The organism is Thermodesulfitimonas sp. (assembly GCF_052743955.1).
In genome coordinates, this window is the sequence record NZ_JBRAIN010000005.1 from 1 (window position 1) to 16,898 (window position 16,898).

15 protein-coding genes and 1 pseudogene are annotated in these 16,898 nt (G+C 57.5%); 5 read left to right on the forward strand and 11 right to left on the reverse strand.

Translation table 11 applies throughout. The features are described 5' to 3' along the window. Positions 1 to 22 precede the first annotated feature (22 nt). The 3 genes and pseudogenes from ACUVTA_RS00905 to ACUVTA_RS00915 form a co-directional block, all read right to left on the reverse strand. On the reverse strand, positions 23 to 304 hold the full coding sequence (locus ACUVTA_RS00905; protein ID WP_445951103.1) for a hypothetical protein: 282 nt from the start codon (positions 302 to 304) through the stop codon (positions 23 to 25). A gap of 181 nt (positions 305 to 485) precedes the next feature. Further along, positions 486 to 917 (reverse strand): stage II sporulation protein P, encoded by a 432-nt coding sequence (locus ACUVTA_RS00910; protein WP_445951104.1) that lies wholly within the window; start codon positions 915 to 917, stop codon positions 486 to 488. A gap of 55 nt (positions 918 to 972) precedes the next feature. After that, a pseudogene (locus ACUVTA_RS00915) lies at positions 973 to 1,167 on the reverse strand (stage II sporulation protein P); the annotation flags it as partial. A 600-nt stretch (positions 1,168 to 1,767) separates the two neighbouring features. Here ACUVTA_RS00915 and rpsT point away from each other — a divergent pair. Further along, on the forward strand, positions 1,768 to 2,034 hold the full coding sequence (gene rpsT, locus ACUVTA_RS00920) for a 30S ribosomal protein S20 (RefSeq protein WP_123928813.1): 267 nt from the start codon (positions 1,768 to 1,770) through the stop codon (positions 2,032 to 2,034). 70 nt (positions 2,035 to 2,104) lie between these two features. On the opposite strand, the gene holA is transcribed toward rpsT, so the two are convergent. The 3 genes from holA to ACUVTA_RS00935 are packed head-to-tail and all read right to left on the reverse strand — an operon-like array spanning position 2,105 to position 4,769. Further along, on the reverse strand, positions 2,105 to 3,115 hold the full coding sequence (holA, locus tag ACUVTA_RS00925) for a DNA polymerase III subunit delta (RefSeq protein WP_445951105.1): 1,011 nt from the start codon (positions 3,113 to 3,115) through the stop codon (positions 2,105 to 2,107). A 22-nt stretch (positions 3,116 to 3,137) separates the two neighbouring features. Further along, positions 3,138 to 4,409 (reverse strand): DUF1015 domain-containing protein, encoded by a 1,272-nt coding sequence (locus ACUVTA_RS00930; protein WP_445951106.1) that lies wholly within the window; start codon positions 4,407 to 4,409, stop codon positions 3,138 to 3,140. 6 nt (positions 4,410 to 4,415) lie between these two features. Beyond that, entirely contained in the window at positions 4,416 to 4,769 is a 354-nt protein-coding gene (locus tag ACUVTA_RS00935; RefSeq protein WP_445951107.1) for a nucleotide pyrophosphohydrolase, read from the reverse strand. A 177-nt stretch (positions 4,770 to 4,946) separates the two neighbouring features. Between ACUVTA_RS00935 and ACUVTA_RS00940 the strand changes: the two genes are divergently transcribed. Beyond that, on the forward strand, positions 4,947 to 6,887 hold the full coding sequence (locus ACUVTA_RS00940; protein ID WP_445951108.1) for a diguanylate cyclase: 1,941 nt from the start codon (positions 4,947 to 4,949) through the stop codon (positions 6,885 to 6,887). On the opposite strand, the gene ACUVTA_RS00945 is transcribed toward ACUVTA_RS00940, so the two are convergent. From ACUVTA_RS00945 to ACUVTA_RS00965, 5 genes are read right to left on the reverse strand one after another with little or no spacing between them, the layout of a single operon-like run. Next, a complete protein-coding gene (locus ACUVTA_RS00945; protein ID WP_445951109.1) occupies positions 6,884 to 7,771 on the reverse strand; it encodes a methylenetetrahydrofolate reductase in 888 nt (295 codons plus the stop codon). The two genes, ACUVTA_RS00940 and ACUVTA_RS00945, sit on opposite strands and share 4 nt — an antisense overlap. Before the next feature lie 16 nt (positions 7,772 to 7,787). Beyond that, positions 7,788 to 8,432: a methylenetetrahydrofolate reductase C-terminal domain-containing protein gene (locus ACUVTA_RS00950; protein ID WP_445951110.1), complete on the reverse strand. Its 645-nt coding sequence runs from the start codon at positions 8,430 to 8,432 to the stop codon at positions 7,788 to 7,790. Positions 8,433 to 8,476: 44 nt separating this feature from the next. Further along, positions 8,477 to 10,081, reverse strand: coding sequence for an NADH-quinone oxidoreductase subunit NuoF (gene nuoF / locus ACUVTA_RS00955; RefSeq protein ID WP_445951111.1), 1,605 nt, complete (start codon positions 10,079 to 10,081; stop codon positions 8,477 to 8,479). A 50-nt stretch (positions 10,082 to 10,131) separates the two neighbouring features. After that, positions 10,132 to 10,614: an NADH-quinone oxidoreductase subunit NuoE gene (gene nuoE / locus ACUVTA_RS00960; protein ID WP_445951112.1), complete on the reverse strand. Its 483-nt coding sequence runs from the start codon at positions 10,612 to 10,614 to the stop codon at positions 10,132 to 10,134. After that, positions 10,601 to 13,276: a molybdopterin-dependent oxidoreductase gene (locus ACUVTA_RS00965; protein ID WP_445951113.1), complete on the reverse strand. Its 2,676-nt coding sequence runs from the start codon at positions 13,274 to 13,276 to the stop codon at positions 10,601 to 10,603. The genes nuoE and ACUVTA_RS00965 overlap by 14 nt, the downstream gene beginning before the upstream one ends. Before the next feature lie 239 nt (positions 13,277 to 13,515). On the opposite strand from ACUVTA_RS00965, the gene ACUVTA_RS00970 reads away from it, so the two are divergent. From ACUVTA_RS00970 to ACUVTA_RS00980, 3 genes are all read left to right on the forward strand, one after another. Continuing rightward, complete coding sequence (locus ACUVTA_RS00970) at positions 13,516 to 14,115, forward strand: methylenetetrahydrofolate reductase (protein WP_445951114.1); 600 nt, start codon at positions 13,516 to 13,518, stop codon at positions 14,113 to 14,115. A 422-nt stretch (positions 14,116 to 14,537) separates the two neighbouring features. Further along, on the forward strand, positions 14,538 to 16,091 hold the full coding sequence (rny, locus tag ACUVTA_RS00975; protein ID WP_445951126.1) for a ribonuclease Y: 1,554 nt from the start codon (positions 14,538 to 14,540) through the stop codon (positions 16,089 to 16,091). A 16-nt stretch (positions 16,092 to 16,107) separates the two neighbouring features. Next, positions 16,108 to 16,890, forward strand: coding sequence for a TIGR00282 family metallophosphoesterase (locus ACUVTA_RS00980; protein WP_445951115.1), 783 nt, complete (start codon positions 16,108 to 16,110; stop codon positions 16,888 to 16,890). Positions 16,891 to 16,898: the final 8 nt, after the last annotated feature.

Here is a 16,898-nt window from a genome sequence, read left to right on the forward strand (position 1 = left end):
CAGGGCGTGGGATGCCGGGTTTTCATGGCCGAAAAGCGAAGCAGCGTTCCAGGTAGGAAAGGCCGTTCCGGTCCTTTCCAGCACATGCTTCCGCAAGAAGTTTGGGCGGCGCGGGAAGGCGAAGGGTATAGTGGACGTTCAGGAATTCTATGCGGTACGCGGTTTCAGACAGGACGGTAAAACCGAGCGCCCGCACCGCCCTTTCCGGCCCGAGCGCCCCATTTAACGCCCCGAGGCAGTGACCAACTCCCCAGGCAACACCCATAAGCGCCACGATAACCAGCAAAAACCATCGCTTCCCCATATCCTATTTCCTCGAAAAGCCCAATTATTACCAACACCGGCGGCCGTTTTAAGTGTTCGCTTGGAGCTGGAAACAGGCAACGCTGCCTATACTTATCGTTCCGTTGGTGCGGGCCCTGGTTCGTATATCCTCCCGGAAATATTATCCTCCGGAAAGAAGCCCGGTATACACCACCCGGAACTCAAGGTGATACCGGCTCGCTCCCGCCCGCATAATCCTCCCAGAGAACGTCCGCTAAAACGTCCGCGAAAAGCGCTGCCGCCGCCGCTTCCGCAAAGGTGTTGTTAACCCCGCCAATTTCTATCAGCAGCGCGTGCGGGTGAAGAAACTGGTTGTAGCGCCCCTCCTTTACCCGGACTCCCGCACACAGACCCGGGTAAAGCTGCTGGGCGTGAGCCGCTATCCGGCGGGCGAAGGCTAAGTTTTCGCGCCAGGTCGGGAAAGGCTGCCGCTTGTCGGACCCTACCACGATGAGGACCCGCGCCACCTCCTTCCCTTTTATTTTGGTGGTGGCGACGCCCCGGGGCTGGCGCGAATCCCGGTGGATATCGAAAAAGGCAGCGATCCCCGACGCCGCGTAAATCATCTCCCGCACCGTTTTCTTCAATTTCAAGGTAAGAGGTTGCGTAACAGGCATCATGAATCTTTTCGGTCCGCAACACCTGGATACCTCGCCGCTCAAGCCTCTCTGCCAGGGTTCTTGCTACATCCACCACCTTTCCCCGTCCTTTTACCCGCTCCACCCCGTCGGTCAGCGCGTAAGTTTCACCGGTATGGGTATTGTATATGCCTACCAGCGGTGCGGAACCATTTTTTTCGGTGCGGTATGGGAAAGCGTATGGGGAGATGCCGTCACCGGAGATGAGGTTTCCTTATTCCCGGACCAGAGCACCGCAGGCAAGACCGACTGTAAAAACCCAGTCTTTGTTGCCTCTATCCCGCTGAGCACCCTTCCCGCTGTGAGCAGGAGCCGTGGTAAAAAAAGCTAGGCCCTATAGATAACGGCGGCAAACAGGAGCCTACAATCTCCTCCGGCGACCACAAGACCCGTAGCAGACCCGCTCCCATAACGCAAGGCCAGAGATAGCAAACCGTAAGGGCGATTAAAAGCAGAATAGACCAAGGCCAGCGCCGCAAGAAAAGCCCCCTCACTAAAACGCACCACCATAACATTCCGTTTTTTGTAAACTTTACCGTTACGGAAAGAGAATACGCCGTCCGCGCCCCGCGTAGCGGCGGGACATTTTCTGGGGAAATGATATGCTCTTCATAAGGAGACAAGACCGGCAGGGAAAAAGCGGTGGTTGAAAGCGTTGCGGGCGGCCCAATTAGGCCGCCCCCTCGACGGTTGCCGTTCCCCGGCTGTTATTCCTTAACCGCCGCAAAACTTTGGGCTTGCAAGCAGACCGGCAGCATGGTAAAATGCTGCTGCAAAGTCAAAATGCAGGCAAGGAGGTGCAAGGTTGGCCAAGAAATCGTCGCTCAAGAGGCTGCGTCAGATTCAAAAACGAACCCTCAGAAACGCCAGTTTGCGCTCCTGGCTCCGCACCGCGATTAAGAAATTCGAAAAGGCCCTGGCAGCCGGTGAGGCCGACGTGGAAGAGAAGCTTCGGTTTGCGCTGCGGGCAATAGATAAAGCCTGGAGCAAGGGGATTATTCATAAGAATACGGCCGCGCGCAAAAAATCGCGCCTGATGAAAAAGTTTAATAAGAACCGCCTTGCCGGATAAAAGATAAAGCGTCTGTTTTTTCGCTGTAAAAATTTCTACCGCAGAAAACGCCGCCTGAATCTGAACAATGTCAGGTGGCTTTATATTTTAGTGGCCCCTTGCGCCAACCCGTTAACAGGAGGCGCCGCTCAAGGCCCGGCAGAAACTCCTCCCGTCCCGATTTTACCGCAGCGTCCAGTTCGAGCAAGGACCAGAAGAGTTCCTCCAGTTCCGCACGGGGAAAACGCCGGGCCTGTGCCGCCACCTTTCGCGCCACGAAAGGATGGATACCTACCGCCTGCGCTAAGTTCTCCTGCCGGCCGGAAGAAGAGAGATCTTGCGCCAGCATTATCAGGCGCAGCTGGCGGGTAAGCAGGGAAAAAACAACCCCTTGAGCCTCGCGCTCTAAGAGCGCGCGGATCTTCTTCAGCGCTTCAGGATAACGCCGTTCCCCAAAGGCATCGATAGCCGCGAAAACCGTTTCCTCGCTGGTCGGAACAAGCACCGCCTGCACGTCGGCGGCGGTCACCACCGGCCTGTCGCCCGCATAGGCGAGTACTTTTTCTATCTCGTTGGCTAAAACCGTCAGGTCCCGTCCGGCCGCAAGTAGCATCTCTGCCGCGGCCGGTTCGAGAGTTTTTCCTGCCTGCCGCGCCTTTTTCTGAAACCATCTTTTCAAGTCCGCGGGCGCAAGGTAGCTAAATTCAACCGCTCCACCCTGCCTTTGCACCAACTTGAAGGCCTCCGTTTTCTGTACCGTACCGGAAGTACAGAAAATAAGGCAAGTAGCGAGATTCGGCTGCCGGAGATAGGCAAGTAGGGCAGGATTATCCTTTCCAGTACTGAAGTACGGTGCGTTCCTCACTACCACCAGCCGCTTGGCAGCAAAAAGAGGGAGGGTATTAGCCATGGCCACTACTTCATATGGCGGTACCTCCTCCCCGTCAACCGCTTCGTAATCGAAGGAATTCTCCCCCACCAGAGCCGCGCGAAAGCGCCGTATTGCTTCGCGCTGCAGGTACACCTCCGGACCGTAGAAAAGGTATACTGGTAGGATTTCCCCTTTTTCTACCGCCGCAACCAAGTCGAGGAAATATTGCATCTTTTTACCCCCAGATAGGGATTTACTCCCACGCGTAAAGCACGAGACCGGTTGGAACCTTGGGATAAAAATAAGTCGATTTCTGAGGCATTCGCTCGCCAGCTTCTGCCACCGCCACCATTTCGGCCACCTTAGGGGCGCGAAGAAAGAAAGCCATATCCCAGCTGCCGCCGTCAACTAACCGGCAGGCCGTTGCGGCATCGTGCGTGTAGCTTACCCTGGTACCGGCGCGACATTCCGCCGCCCCGATGCCAAGGAGCCGCTCGAGAATTAAGGCGTGCAGCACCGCAACCTCCAGGCGCTTCCAAGCAGGCGACCCGGGGCCCGGCAAAACCCCGGCCGGATCAAGTCCCTCCTTCAACCGCAGGTAAAAGGCGCGCCCCTCCCGGCTGTAAAGACCGAAAACGTACCGCCCCCTTGCCAGTGCCACCCGGTCCCTTTGCGTCTCCACCACGGTAAAGAATTCCGTCGCCGCAGCGAGAAAAGCTCCCAGATCGAAGGCCGGTGCTACCCTAACCAGACGGTGCGTAGGAAGGAGCACCAGGCCCGGGTCGTAGATATTGACCAGTAAGGCCAGAATAAAATCATACGGCTGCACACCGGCGGGGTTTGCTGCCGCCCGGCACTCGCGCGCGTACTGAAGCGCCGTCTCAAACCGGTGGTGGCCATCGGCGATATAAACACGCTGGGTGGCGAAAAAATCGGTGACGGCGGCAATAACTGATTCATCCTGAACCACCCAGAGCCGGTGGCGCTGTCCATCATCACTCGTGAAGTCGTAAACAGGCTCGCCGCGCCGCGCGAAAATGGTTGTTAGAAGTTTTTCAGGATCCGCATAAAGGCCGAAAATAGGTGAAAAATTGGCCTTACAGGCGCGCAGCAACTCTAGGCGGTCGGCCTTTGCTGCTGGTAATGTCTCTTCATGCGGAAAGATATTCTCCCCGTAAGGTTCAAGCTTAAGGCCGCCCAAAAATCCGCTCCGGGTTCGCAGTACCCCGGACAGGTAAAAGGTTTGTTCGTAAAAATAAAAAGCGGGCTGATCTTCCCTAGTTAAAACTCCTTTTTCCCGCCACTCCCGGAAAGTCGCTGCAGCACGGGTATAGCGGTTGTTACCCGCGTCATCATCAGGAAAGGTGAGCCCGTATTCCAGCCGGATGATGTTATAGGGGTGGCGGGTGTAATACTCGCGCTGGGCTGCCGCGTCAATCACGTCGTAGGGAGGGGTAATCACCGCCGCCAGATCACCGACACGGGGACCATAACGCCAGCCCCTGATTGGTGTGAGAGTTGCCACGCAGCGCTATACCTCCGCTTTCCTTGCCCAGCGCTGGCTGTCGCGCTGGCGGTACTTGGCCATCGTTTTCCGAAAGGCATCCGCCAAGTCGATGCCCAGCAAGTTGGCGTAGCAGGCGAGAATAAAGAGGATGTCACCTATCTCCAAGGCGATATCGCCCGGCGGCTCATCCGGTTTCTTGGGCTTCTCGCCGTAGCGGTGGTTGAGCTCCCGGGCGAGTTCCCCTACTTCTTCGATGAGGCGCGCGAGGATACTCAGAGGATGCCAGTAACCCTCCGCAAACTGCCCGATCCAAGCATCAACCTCGGCCTGCACCTCCCGGAGATCCATGAGCTTCAACCCCCGCCAAAACGTCAGCAAAATTTTAGCACAAATCGCCGCCCCCGCAAAGAAAAAAGTTTATTATCATGCCAGGCCAGACAGGCACAAAGCTTCCGGAAGTAACGTTGCCCGGTAACTTTTCCCGGGAAAGGGTTAAAAGTTTTCCGTTTGGTTCGATCTTATTTAAAGAGTGCCTTTTACAGCCGGGTGTTGCGTATGATCGAAACTGAGTTTACCCTCCTGGCCACTAAGCTCGCTACGACAGAAGACCCGCTCCGTGTCGGGCAACTGATTGCTGAGGCGGTTTGTGCCGCCACCGGCTCCCCAACGACCGACGTTTACCTAGTTAACCGGAGCGAGGGTATGCTTTTATGTCTTGCGGGGAAATGTTTACAGGGAAAGAACCTGCCGCTGGGCGACGATAGCCTCCCCGGGCAGGCAATCAAGAAGGGAGAGCCAGTCGAAGCGACAGGTTGGCTCGCGGTGCCCATACCTTACGCCCACCAGAAAATCGGAGTGGTGATAGTCGAAACGGGAGAAAAACCGGAAGCGCGCGCGGCCGAGATCTCCGGTCTTGCAGGCGTCATCGGCCTGGCGCTGGCAAACCTAGCGGCGCGGCAGGAGATGCTAGCGCAGTGCCGTTTCCTCGAAGTCATCACTACTCTTAACTGGCTCATCACCGCCGGCCTCGAAAGCCAGGAATTCTATGACGCCTTTTACCACCTGATTAAAGGACTGATCGACTTCGACTGGATGAAGATCCTGGTCAGGGAAAACAACCGGCTAAACGTCCTCGCCTTCATGCGGGATGGGGCGCTAGTCGAAACTAAGAAAGCGGAAGATCCCAGCGATCTTATCCTCCAGGCGCGCCTCGAAGGGGGCCAGCCGGAAGTAATCGCGGATCTTACGATAGTCCCGGAACTCAACGAGGCCCAAAGTCTCACCGCAGCGGGGCTGCGTTCCCTGCTCCTCGTGCCCCTGCTCACCAAACAGGGGATTATTGGTGGCCTCTGCTTCTACAGCCGGGAGAAGGGTAAGTACGCGGAAAAAGACTTTCCCCTCGCCCAGCAACTCGCGGGCCAATTAGCCATAACCATAGAGAACTCCCTGCTCATCAACGAAATGACGCGCAAAAACCGCGAGATCGAGGAGAGCCACCAACGACTTCTCACTTTAAACACAATCACCGAGGTCCTCACCCGCTCGTTTGAGATCGAACTGGTTCTTCAGGAAGTTTTGGCCAAAGTTACCGAAGTGGCGAACTGGGATGCAGGGGCCGTTTACCTGCGCGAAGAAAACGGAACATACTCTCTGGCGGCCCAGAAGGGCCTGCCCGATGACTGTGCCGCCCACGTGGCCAAAAGCTTAGAGACCAGAGATGACGCCGAAAATAACCCTCTCCGGGTAAGAGAAGAACTCGTATTTTTCGACGCCCGGAGAATTTTCAGCCGCTCTGATTTCGAAACCTGCACCGTCGGTGGCTTTGCCTCCGGCGTCGTGGTTCCTCTAAAGCACCAGGACGAACTCCGTGGTGCACTGGTGCTCTTTCACCGGAGCAAAACAGAACTCACCGGGCCGGAACGAAACGTACTCGAGGCAGTGGGCAACCAGATCGGTGTGGCGGTAGAAAACGCCCGGCTCTACCAGAAGGTCAAGAGTATGGCCGAACATGACGCTTTAACCGGACTTTACAACCGCCACAAGTTTTTTGCGGTCCTAGATGTGGAGCTTAAACGGTGTAAGCGCTACAATGGGAAATGCGCGGTTTTGCTTCTTGACATAGACCACTTTAAGGACTACAACGACACCTTCGGCCATCTCGCAGGCGACGAGTGCCTCCGCAAGGTTAGCGCCCTCATCAGACAGAGCATCCGGGATACAGACACGCCAGCCCGCTACGGGGGCGAGGAATTCGTAGTGCTGGTGGTTGAAGCCGATATTCACGCCGCCATAACCGTAGCCGAAAGGTTACGGAAGCGGCTTGAAGCCGCAGGGCAACAAGAACCTCTTCCCACTGTCAGTATCGGCATTGCTGTTTATCCCGATGATGCGCAGACGGTGCAGAACCTGCTCCTGATAGCCGATAATAACCTCTATACAGCAAAGCGCCTCGGCAGAAACCGGACCGTTTGGCGGGGATTGGTGCAGACGGCTTAAATTCCGGCCGCTTCGAGGATGTCGAGCACCAGCTCCTCCCGGCCGATGGCCATGATGTGGACGCCATCGCACAGTTTCTCCTTCTTGATGGTAGCAATCATTCGGCCAGCGATCTCGATCCCTTTCCGGAGCGCTCCTCCCTTCCCCGCGGCAGCCAGTTCGTCGATCAGATACTGTGGCACACAGATCCCGGGAATGTTCGCGTTCATATATTTCGCCATACCGACCGAAGTCAGCAGAATGATTCCGGCCAGAATTTTCACGGGGAACTGGCGGGCAAACTCCATAAACTTCGCGAATTTCTCAAGGTCGTAAACGCCCTGGGTTTGGAAGAACTCGGCGCCGGCTTCAACCTTCTTCTCGAACTTGATGAGTTGCGGTTCGATCGGGTCCGCTTCCGGGCAGACCACAGCGCCCGCGCAAAACTCAACCGCGCCGTCGAGCTTATTCCCGCCCAGATCTTCGCCCGCCTCGAGCTGGCGGATAGCCCTGAGCAGCTGGACCGCGTCGAGATCGAAGACCCCTTTCGCCCCCTTATGGTCACCGATCACGATAGCGTCCCCGGTTAGGCAGAGCACATTGCGAACGCCCCGCGTGTAAGCAAAAAGAAGGTCGGCTTGCAAAGCCAGCCGGTTCCGGTCCCGGCAGGTCATCTGTAAAATAGGCTCCCCGCCCCGCTCTTTGATAGTTAGACACCCCCCGAGCGACGGAAAGCGCATCACCGAGCTCTGGTGGTCGGTCACGTTAAGCGCATCCACCCGGTACTTTAGCAGGTCGATATGGTGCAGCATTTTATCGAGATTGGTCCCTTTCGGCGGCCCGATTTCGCAGGTAACCACAAACTTACCGGAATTTAAGACCTCTTGGAATTTCGATACTGCCATCGCCGCTTCTCCTTACCTATCCGAGTTTTATGCTCTTTGGCCGCGGTACCACCTGGTAATTCTTCGGCGGGTGGTACTGGCGCATAAGATCCAGCCGCCCCTGGAGTTTAAGACGCCGGTAGATAAGGGCCCAAGCGCAGTCCTTATCCTTATCCACCTCGCACTTGCCGTTATTGGTCCCGCCACAGGGACCGTTAAGGAGGCCTTTATGGCAGGCGGTGAGGGGACAGATGCCGGCTGTTTCCCCCAGCACGCACTGGCCGCATTGGACACAGACCTCCCGGAACTGGCCGGGTTTCTCCTCCACACCGATAAAGAGGGTATCGAGTGCCGGGAGAACCGGTTTATTGGTATAAAGGCTTAGCCGGTGCACACCGAGCGCGCAGGCCATCACCAGGATGCAGCCCGCTTTCCGGATGGCCCGTTCGTTCTCTTTCAGTAGCGCGGCCGTCATTTCGTCGCAGGCCGTAGGGATAACCATCCACCCGGTCACCATTTTATCAATCGCTTCAAGACGCTCCTTCATCGCCGCTACCTGCTCGATCCCGCCGGTTGCAGTCATGGTGGCGCAGGTGCCGCACCCGGCAATGAAGACCGCATCAAACCTTCTCAGACTACGCTCGATCTCCTCGAAAGGCTTCTGTTTGGTGATCGACTTCATCTCTACATCCCCCTAAAGATTATCGCCTTTCGGCTCCTTTCCGGTTATCGAGACCCTTTAACGCCCCGCCGGGACTTGAGCGGCAGGCGCTCCCGGTTGCTGGCAGGACACTTTTTATCTTTTATGTGCGCCTCGTACTCATCCCTGAAGTAGTGGATCGTAGAAAGCACCGGGTTGGGAGAGGTCCGCCCTAAACCGCAAAGAGAGGTTTCCTTGACCGTCCGCGCTATCTTGAGAAGCGTTTCCACATCGCCTTCTTGCCCCTTGCCTTCCGTGATTCTGGTGAGTATCTCCAGCATCTGTTTGGTTCCGAGGCGGCACGGCACACACTTACCACACGACTCCGCCTGGGTAAAGCTCAGGAAGTACCGGGCCACCTCAACCATACAGGTTTCCTCGTCTATCACCACCATGCCCCCAGAACCCACAATCGAACCGACCATGGCCAGGCTCTCAAAATCGACCGGGGTATCGGGAATCCGCGCAGGGATGCAGCCACCAGACGGGCCACCTGTCTGTACCGCCTTCAGGCGCTTACCGTCCGGAATGCCGCCCCCGATATCGTAAATGATGGTGGAAAGAGAGGTTCCCATCGGAACCTCTACCAGACCCGCGTTGACAATTTTACCGCTCAAAGCGAGTACGGTCGTGCCTTTGCTTTTCTCGCTGCCGATGCCCGCAAACCAATCGGCGCCGCGTTCAATGATGATAGGAACCGAAGCGAGGGTCTTCACGTTATTGATGGTGGCAGGTTTTCCAGCTAGACCAGCCTGAGCCGGATAAGGGGGACGCGGGCGGGGCATACCCCGCTGGCTTTCAATCGAAGCAATAAGCGCCGTTTCCTCGCCGCAGACAAAGGCCCCCGCGCCTTCCTTCAGGTAGATGTCGAAATCAAAGCCGGAGCCGAGGATGTTCTTCCCTAAGAAACCTTTCGCCCGCGCCTGGTCAAGGGCAATCCGCAAACGCTTCACCGCCAACGGATATTCGGCGCGAACGTAAATAAAACCGGTGGTGGCACCAATAGCGTAACCGCCAATGATAAGCCCTTCAATTACCGCGTGCGGGTCTGCCTCCAAGACCGAACGGTCCATGAAGGCCCCCGGATCACCCTCGTCGGCGTTACAGATAATGAATTTCTCCGGGCTGCGTACATTGCGGGCAAACTCCCACTTCCGCCCGGTGGGAAATCCAGCCCCCCCACGCCCCCGCAACCCGGAACGCTTAATTTCTTCAATCACTTGCTCCGGCGTCATCTCGCGAAGGGCCTTCGCAAGCGCCCGGTAACCGCCGGCAGCGATATAATGGTCAATCTTTTCCGGGTTAATCCGGCCGCAGTTCCGCAGGATAATCCGGCACTGTTTCCGATAAAAGTCGACATCATGGTAGCGGGCAACGAGGCGACCGCTCTTAGGGTCCCGGTAAAGGAGCCGCTCTACCGGCCAGCCGTCACGGAGGTGGGCGCTGACTATTTCCGGCACATCTTCGGACCGGACTCCTAGGTAAAAAATTCCTTCAGGCTCAACGACAACGCTGGGGCCGTGGTTACATAGCCCGTGTCCGTGACACCCGCTAATCTCCACGGCTACGTTACTCAACCCTTGGCGCTTAACCTCTGCCTCAAAGGCGCGGTAGATATCCTCGGAACCCATCAAGAGGCAAGGCGTCGCCGCGCAGACAAAAACGGTGTACGTATCCCCATTTACCCTTCACCCTTCGCGAGCAATTTCGCCAGCTTCTCAGGATCCATATAACCGTGGACCGCATCATTCACGACCACGTTAGGCGCCAGGGTGCACACGCCGACACAGGCCACCGTTTCCAGGGTATACTCCATATCCGGCGTAGTTTCCCCTTCTTGGATACCGAGCCGCTGCTCAAGCATCTTTAACAACGTTTCTGCCCCGCGCACGTGGCAGGCGGTACCCCGACACACCCTGATCACCTGCCTACCGCGCGGCTTCGTATAAAACTGGGCGTAAAAAGAGATGACGCCCTGAACCTGGCTGGGGAAGAGCTTCATGCTCTTCGCCACAATAGGAATCGCCTCGGGAGGAACGTAGCCGAACTCGTTTTGAATACGCTGAATTACCGGAATCAAGGCCCATCTTTCAACCTTGCACGCCGCGATAATCTCCTTGATCCTCTCCAGATTGACGCCTGGCGACCGATCAACTTTGCTCATCGCCACCGATCCTTTCCACCCTCACCTTAACCATTTTAGTAAGGGGCGTTTTCCGCTCCGGGTCGAGCTCTAAGGCAAATAACCGGCCTACGGTATCTTGCACCGGTGAAAACGGGGCAAAAAGTACTCCTTCCGGCAGCGTAGCGGTGATTTTAACGGTTGCCACGACCTCACCCGCAGGAGCGATAAGCCGTACCTCTTCCCCGCCGCGTAGGCCAAGCCGCGCCGCGTCGGTCTCCCCGATGAAAACAGCCGCTTCCCGGTAAAACTTCCCGAGCCGCCTAGCCCGTGCGCTGCGCGCGCCGCTTCCAAAATGGAAAAGGGTGCTGCCCACAAGAAGGGTAAAGGGATACGCCGGATCGTTGCCGGGCAACTGCGGCGCTTGTACCGGCCAGAAATGCGGCGTCATTTCCGGTTGTTTACGGTAGACCGGTGCCGGTGCGCCCTCTCTTGTTGCCGCTACCGCGTCGGCCGCCTCCGTTTCGACGAAGCTAAGCCCCCTATAAGCCGGCACTAACTTCGCGATCTCTTCCCTGACCCCTTGCAAATCCCGATAAGGGAATGGGCAACCCATTGCCGCAGCTAAGCGCAGGATAATCTCCCAGTCGGGGAGACTCTCTCCCGGCGGCGTAATCGCCTGGTGGAACCAGTTAAGCCGTCCGTCGAAGCTTGTAAGCGTTCCTTCTTTCTCGGCAAAGGCGGCTGCCGGCAGCACCACCTTCGCCAACTTAGCCGTTTCGGTAAGAAAGAGGTCCTGAACCACTAGAAAATCAAGGCTTGCGAGCGCTTCGCGGACAAACGCCGCGTCGGGGAAGCCACCCAGCAGGTTTTCGCCAACGATGTACATTCCCTTGATTTGGCCTTCCTTTGCCCCCCATAGCATCTCTACCACGCTACGTCCCGGAGTGGCGGGCAGGCGCCCCCAGTAATCCCGGAAGCTCCGCCGCACCTGCTGGTCGGCTACCGGAAGGAAGCCGGGTAAGAAATCGGGAAGAGCTCCCATATCGCAAGCACCACGCGCGTTCGCGTCTCGCTGGAGCGCATAAACGGCAGCCCGGCCGCCCGTAAGCTGCGCCAGGTTGACGAGCGCCCGGACGGCATCCGTCCCGCCAACCTGCTGGTTAAGCCCGTTACCATAGAGGATTACCGGATGCTGGGCGCTAGCGTATAGTTCCGCCGCTTGGCGGATTTCCGTAGCGGAAACACCCGTAACCTCTTCCACCCGGCGTATATCGAGAGCAGCAAGGGCGTCGCGGAACGCCGCAAAGCCTGTAACTGCCTTTTCGACCACTTCTGAATTTGCTAGGCCCTCTTCGATTAGCACCTTGGTAAGGCCACTTAACAATGCGGCATCGGTTCCGGGTCGGGGCCGCAGCCAGCACTCCGCGAAAAAGGTGAGCCGCGTCTCCCGCGGATCGACCACGATAAGCTTGGCCTCCCGGCACCGCACGGCCCTTTTCACCGCGTAGCCGGCAAGAGGTGCCGACGTTGTGGGATCAGCGCCCACAACCAGGATGAGATCCGCTTCCTCGATATGCCGGAGCGCCCCGGTGGGGGCGGAAAGGCCGTAGGCTTCCGGCGCCCCCCTATAAAGGCGGCTGCCGTTATCGATATTGTTGGTACCAAGAACAGTGCGTGCAAACCGCTGCAGTAGGTAGTTTTCCTCGTTGGTGCACCTGGCCGAGCCGTAAACGGCGAGGCTGTCGCTCCCGTACCTTTCCTTTATCCCCCCAAACGCCTCCGCAACAACCGCAATCGCCCTCTCCCAGGAAACAGGTTCAAACGAGCCGTTTACATTGACCAACGGGCTGGTCAACCGTTCCGGACTGTGAACAAAATCGTAACCGAAGCTTCCCCGGACGCAGAGCGCCCCTCGGGTAACCGGGTCGTCCCGGTCAGGCACGGCTCGGACCAGCCGCCCGTCTCTAACCTCTAAGTAGAGGCTGCACCCGCAACCGCAATAAGGGCAGGTGGTCCGGACGGCGGTAGCCACGCTCCCCCTGTAATCCGGCTCGGCTTCGACCAGCGCCCCGGTCGGGCACAGCGCCACGCAGGTCCCGCAGAAGGTGCATTCCGATGTCTCGAGGGGCCCCTCGCCAAAAGTCGCCGGTTTTGCCACAAATCCGCGCCGGAAGTAGTCGATCGCCCCCTCCACAACTAACTCCTGACACGCCCGGATGCATTTGGCGCAAAGGATACATTTACTCAGGTCCCTCTTGATAAAAGGGTTCGCATCTGTTAAAGGGGCGGTTTGCGGAATCCGCTGCAGGCCGATTAAGCCCACCCCCAGCTCCGCCGCAATCTGCCGCAGCTGACACCGGTTTCCCTTATCACAAACCAAGCAGGCGTCGGGATGGCTCGCCAGCATCAGTTCGACAATAGTCCGGCGCCGCTCGATCACCCGGGGTGAATGGGTGCTAATCGCCATGCCCGGGGTGATAAAGGTGGTGCAGGCCGTCATAAGGGCCCCCGTTTGCTCATTTTCCACAATGCAGATGCGACAGGCACCAACGGAAGGGCAGGCCGCCCCCGGCGCAGTAAGGTGGCGTTCGTAGCAAAGCGTCGGGATACGGATGCCTTCCTGCTCGGCAAGCTCGAGGATGGTCATTCCTGGCCGGCCTTGTACTTCACGCCCGTTGAGGGTAACGGTTATCGACTGCAACTCCGGATTCCCCTTTTACGGTTTCCTAAAAATTTGCAGTGCTCAGGTGTAACGTAATTTACCACTTGGCATTTTGAGGGTCAATATTTTCCGGCCGAATGGAAGGTAAGAGGGATAGAGTGTCGTATACAAAGGTTTAAACGTCATGTTGTCTTAAGAATGGCCCCTACGAGGAAAGAATAATAAAAAATCGCCTCCGAGTGAGGCGCATAAACAAAGGATGTAAAGTAGAAAAAGTCATGCGGATCAGCAAAATCTACGCGGCGTACAGGCCCGTGATCTCCTTGGAAATCTTCCCCCCGCGGACCGAAGACCGGGTAGAGATCGTCTCCAGGCTCGCAGCCGACTTCCAGAAATTGGGGCCGGCGTTTATCAGCGTCACTTACGGGGCAGGCGGTACGACCCGCGGTACAACGGTTGAAATCGCCTCCCTCCTCAGCGGCTTCGGCTTCACCGTAACGTCCCACCTGACCGGCAGGGGGCATACCGTAAAGGAAGGGGACGAGGTCCTATCCCGGCTGCACGCTGCCGGCGTCGAGAACATCCTCGCCCTTCGCGGCGACCCGCCGCGGGCAGCAGCAAACGTCTACACCGCCGGCGATTTCGCCTACGCGGTGGACCTTATCCGCCACTTCCGCAGCAAAGGCGTTTTCGGCATCGCCGCCGCTTACCCGGAAGGACATATCGAATCGCCCCGGATCGATCTCGACTGGCGCCACCTGAAAGAAAAGGTGGACGCGGGGGCGGAATTTCTGGTTACCCAGCTCTTTTTCGATAACCGGGTTTTCTATCATTTTTTAGGGAGCATCCGCCGGATGGGTTGCGCAACTCTTGAATAACCTTGGCTTCGACCGCCGCGCGTATCCCCTAACATCGCAGATGGCCCAACTTTAAAGGATTAAGCCCTGGGACCAGCAGACCCTTGTCCTGGACCGATGGCCCTTGCTATACCACATCTACCCGCTCGGCCCGAAAGACTTGACACCGCCCGATAGGAACCGATACAATACAATAGACCTGGGAGAAAATAGAACGCGTGTACCGCTTGAAAGGCAGTTCAAACAGGCTATAGCGGCTCTGCCGTGATGGCTGTTAAGATAGACGCTTCCCAGAAAAGCTCCTCTACCTGGGAAGGGGTGGATTGTTTCCTAAGAAAAAGAAATTATAGCGTTTTTACCCTAAAATAAGCTGCGAGTCCCTGCAAGAGGTACACGCTTCTTTTTTCTGCCGAGGTTAAACTCGGCTTTTTATTTATTTAGTGATGGGGGTGAAGTCTTTGCCGGATGCGGTGTGGGTTATATTTGCAGCCGGGACCGCTATCGCCTTTGCTGGCGGTTACTTCGTCCGCCGCTACGTTTCTGAGGCCAAGGTTGCCGCGGCGGAAGAGCGCGCCCGCCAGATTTTAGAGGCGGCAGCCAAAGAGGCCGAGAGCAAAAAACGGGAAGCGGTCCTGGAGGCCAAAGAAGAAATCCTTAAACTAAAAAACGAAACGGAACGGGAAAACCGGGAGCGGCGCCAAGAACTCCAGCGACTGGAAAAGCGCCTCGTGCAAAAGACAGAGGCCCTCGAGGCGAAGTTCGAGGCAGTTCAGAAGCGAGAGGAGCGGCTGAGCCAGAAAGAAGCCGAAATCGCCAACCTCAAAAGCGAACTAGAAAAGCTTCACGCAGCGCAGGTCGCCGAACTCGAACGGATTTCGGGCCTAACAACTGAGGAAGCCCGGCAACTGCTCCTGGCGGAAGTAGAAAAGGATGCCCAACAGGAAGCGGCCCGTATCATCCGGGAAATCGAGGCTAAAGCCAAGGAGGAAGGCGAGCGCCGCGCCAAAGAGATCATCGCCCTGGCGATCCAGCGTACTGCTGTGGATCAGGTAAGCGAAACGACGGTCTCCGTCATCCCTCTGCCCAGCGACGAGATGAAGGGGCGGATTATCGGCCGTGAGGGCCGTAACATCAGGGCCTTCGAAAACCTTACCGGTGTGGACTTGATAATCGACGACACCCCTGAAGCCGTGATCCTTTCGAGCTTCGACCCGGTAAGGCGGGAGATTGCCCGTATCGCCCTTGAGAGACTGATCGCCGACGGGCGCATTCATCCCTCCCGGATCGAAGAGATGGTTGAAAAAGCGCAGAAGGAAGTAGAGCGCCAGATCTGGGAAGCTGGTGAGCAGGCCACCTTTGAGGCAGGGATTCCGGGGCTCCACGAAGAACTCATCAGGCTTCTCGGGCGCTTGAAATTCCGCACCAGCTACGGGCAGAACGTTCTCCGCCACTCGCTCGAGGTCACCTACTTAGCTGGCTTTATGGCGGCAGAACTCGGCGCCAACGTGGCGCTCGCCAAACGGGCCGGTTTGCTCCACGATATCGGCAAGGCGGTAGACCGGGAGATGGAGGGTCCCCACGTCGCCATCGGCGTCGAACTGGCGCGGAAGTACGGTGAAGATCCAGAGGTTCTCCACGCTATTGCCGCCCACCACGGGGACGAGGAACCGCAAACCCTCGAAGCGATGATTGTTCAGGCCGCCGATGCCATTTCGGCCGCCCGCCCCGGCGCACGCCGGGAGACGCTGGAGGCTTATATCAAGCGCCTCACCAAGCTTGAGGAGATCGCCAACTCCTTCCCAGGTGTAGAGAAGGCTTACGCTGTGCAAGCCGGGCGCGAGATCCGGGTGGCGGTGAAGCCAGAGCGGGTTGACGACGCCGCAATGGTTCGGCTGGCCCGGGACGTGGCGAAAAAGATCGAAGGCGAGCTCGAGTACCCGGGTCAGGTTAAGGTAGTGATAATTCGCGAGACGAGGGCGGTAGACTATGCAAAATAAACGACCCGTACCGGAAATGAGAGTCCTAATGATCGGTGATGTAGTCGGCCGTCCCGGACGGCGGGCGGTAAAAGAGTTCCTGCCCGCCCTCCGCGAAGCCCGACAAATCGACCTCGTGATCGCCAATGCCGAAAACCTGGCCGGCGGCAACGGCATCACCCGCGAGACGGCCGCCGAGATTTTCAGCTACGGGGTGGATTTCCTCACGGGCGGAAACCACATCTGGGATAAGAAAGAAAGCTATAGCTACATTGACGAAGAAACGCGGCTCGTTCGCCCCGCCAACTATCCTCCCGGCGCGCCCGGCACAGGCTACCGGGTATTTACAGTCGGCAACCATAAAGTTGGGCTGGTCAACCTTTGCGGCCGGGCCTTTATGCCCGATCTCGACTGCCCCTTCCGGAAGGCTGAGGAGATTACTACCGCCCTATTAGCGGAGACCCAGATAATCATCGTTGACTTCCACGCAGAGGCCACGTCAGAGAAGATCGCGCTCGGCTGGTTCCTCGACGGCAGGGTAACTGCTCTTTTCGGCACCCATACCCACGTCCAAACGGCAGACGAACGCATCCTCCCCGGCGGAACCGCCTACATTACGGACGTCGGCATGACCGGGCCGCGGGACGGCGTCATCGGGGTGCGCAAGGAGGCTATCATTTCCAAATACCTCACCCAACTACCGAGACGCTTCGAGGTAGCGAGCGGCCCTTACCAGTTCAACGCCTGCCTGGTAACGCTCGACCCGGCCACCGGGAAGGCGCTATCTATCGAACGGATCCAGGAAATTGAAAGACATTAAGGTCCGAA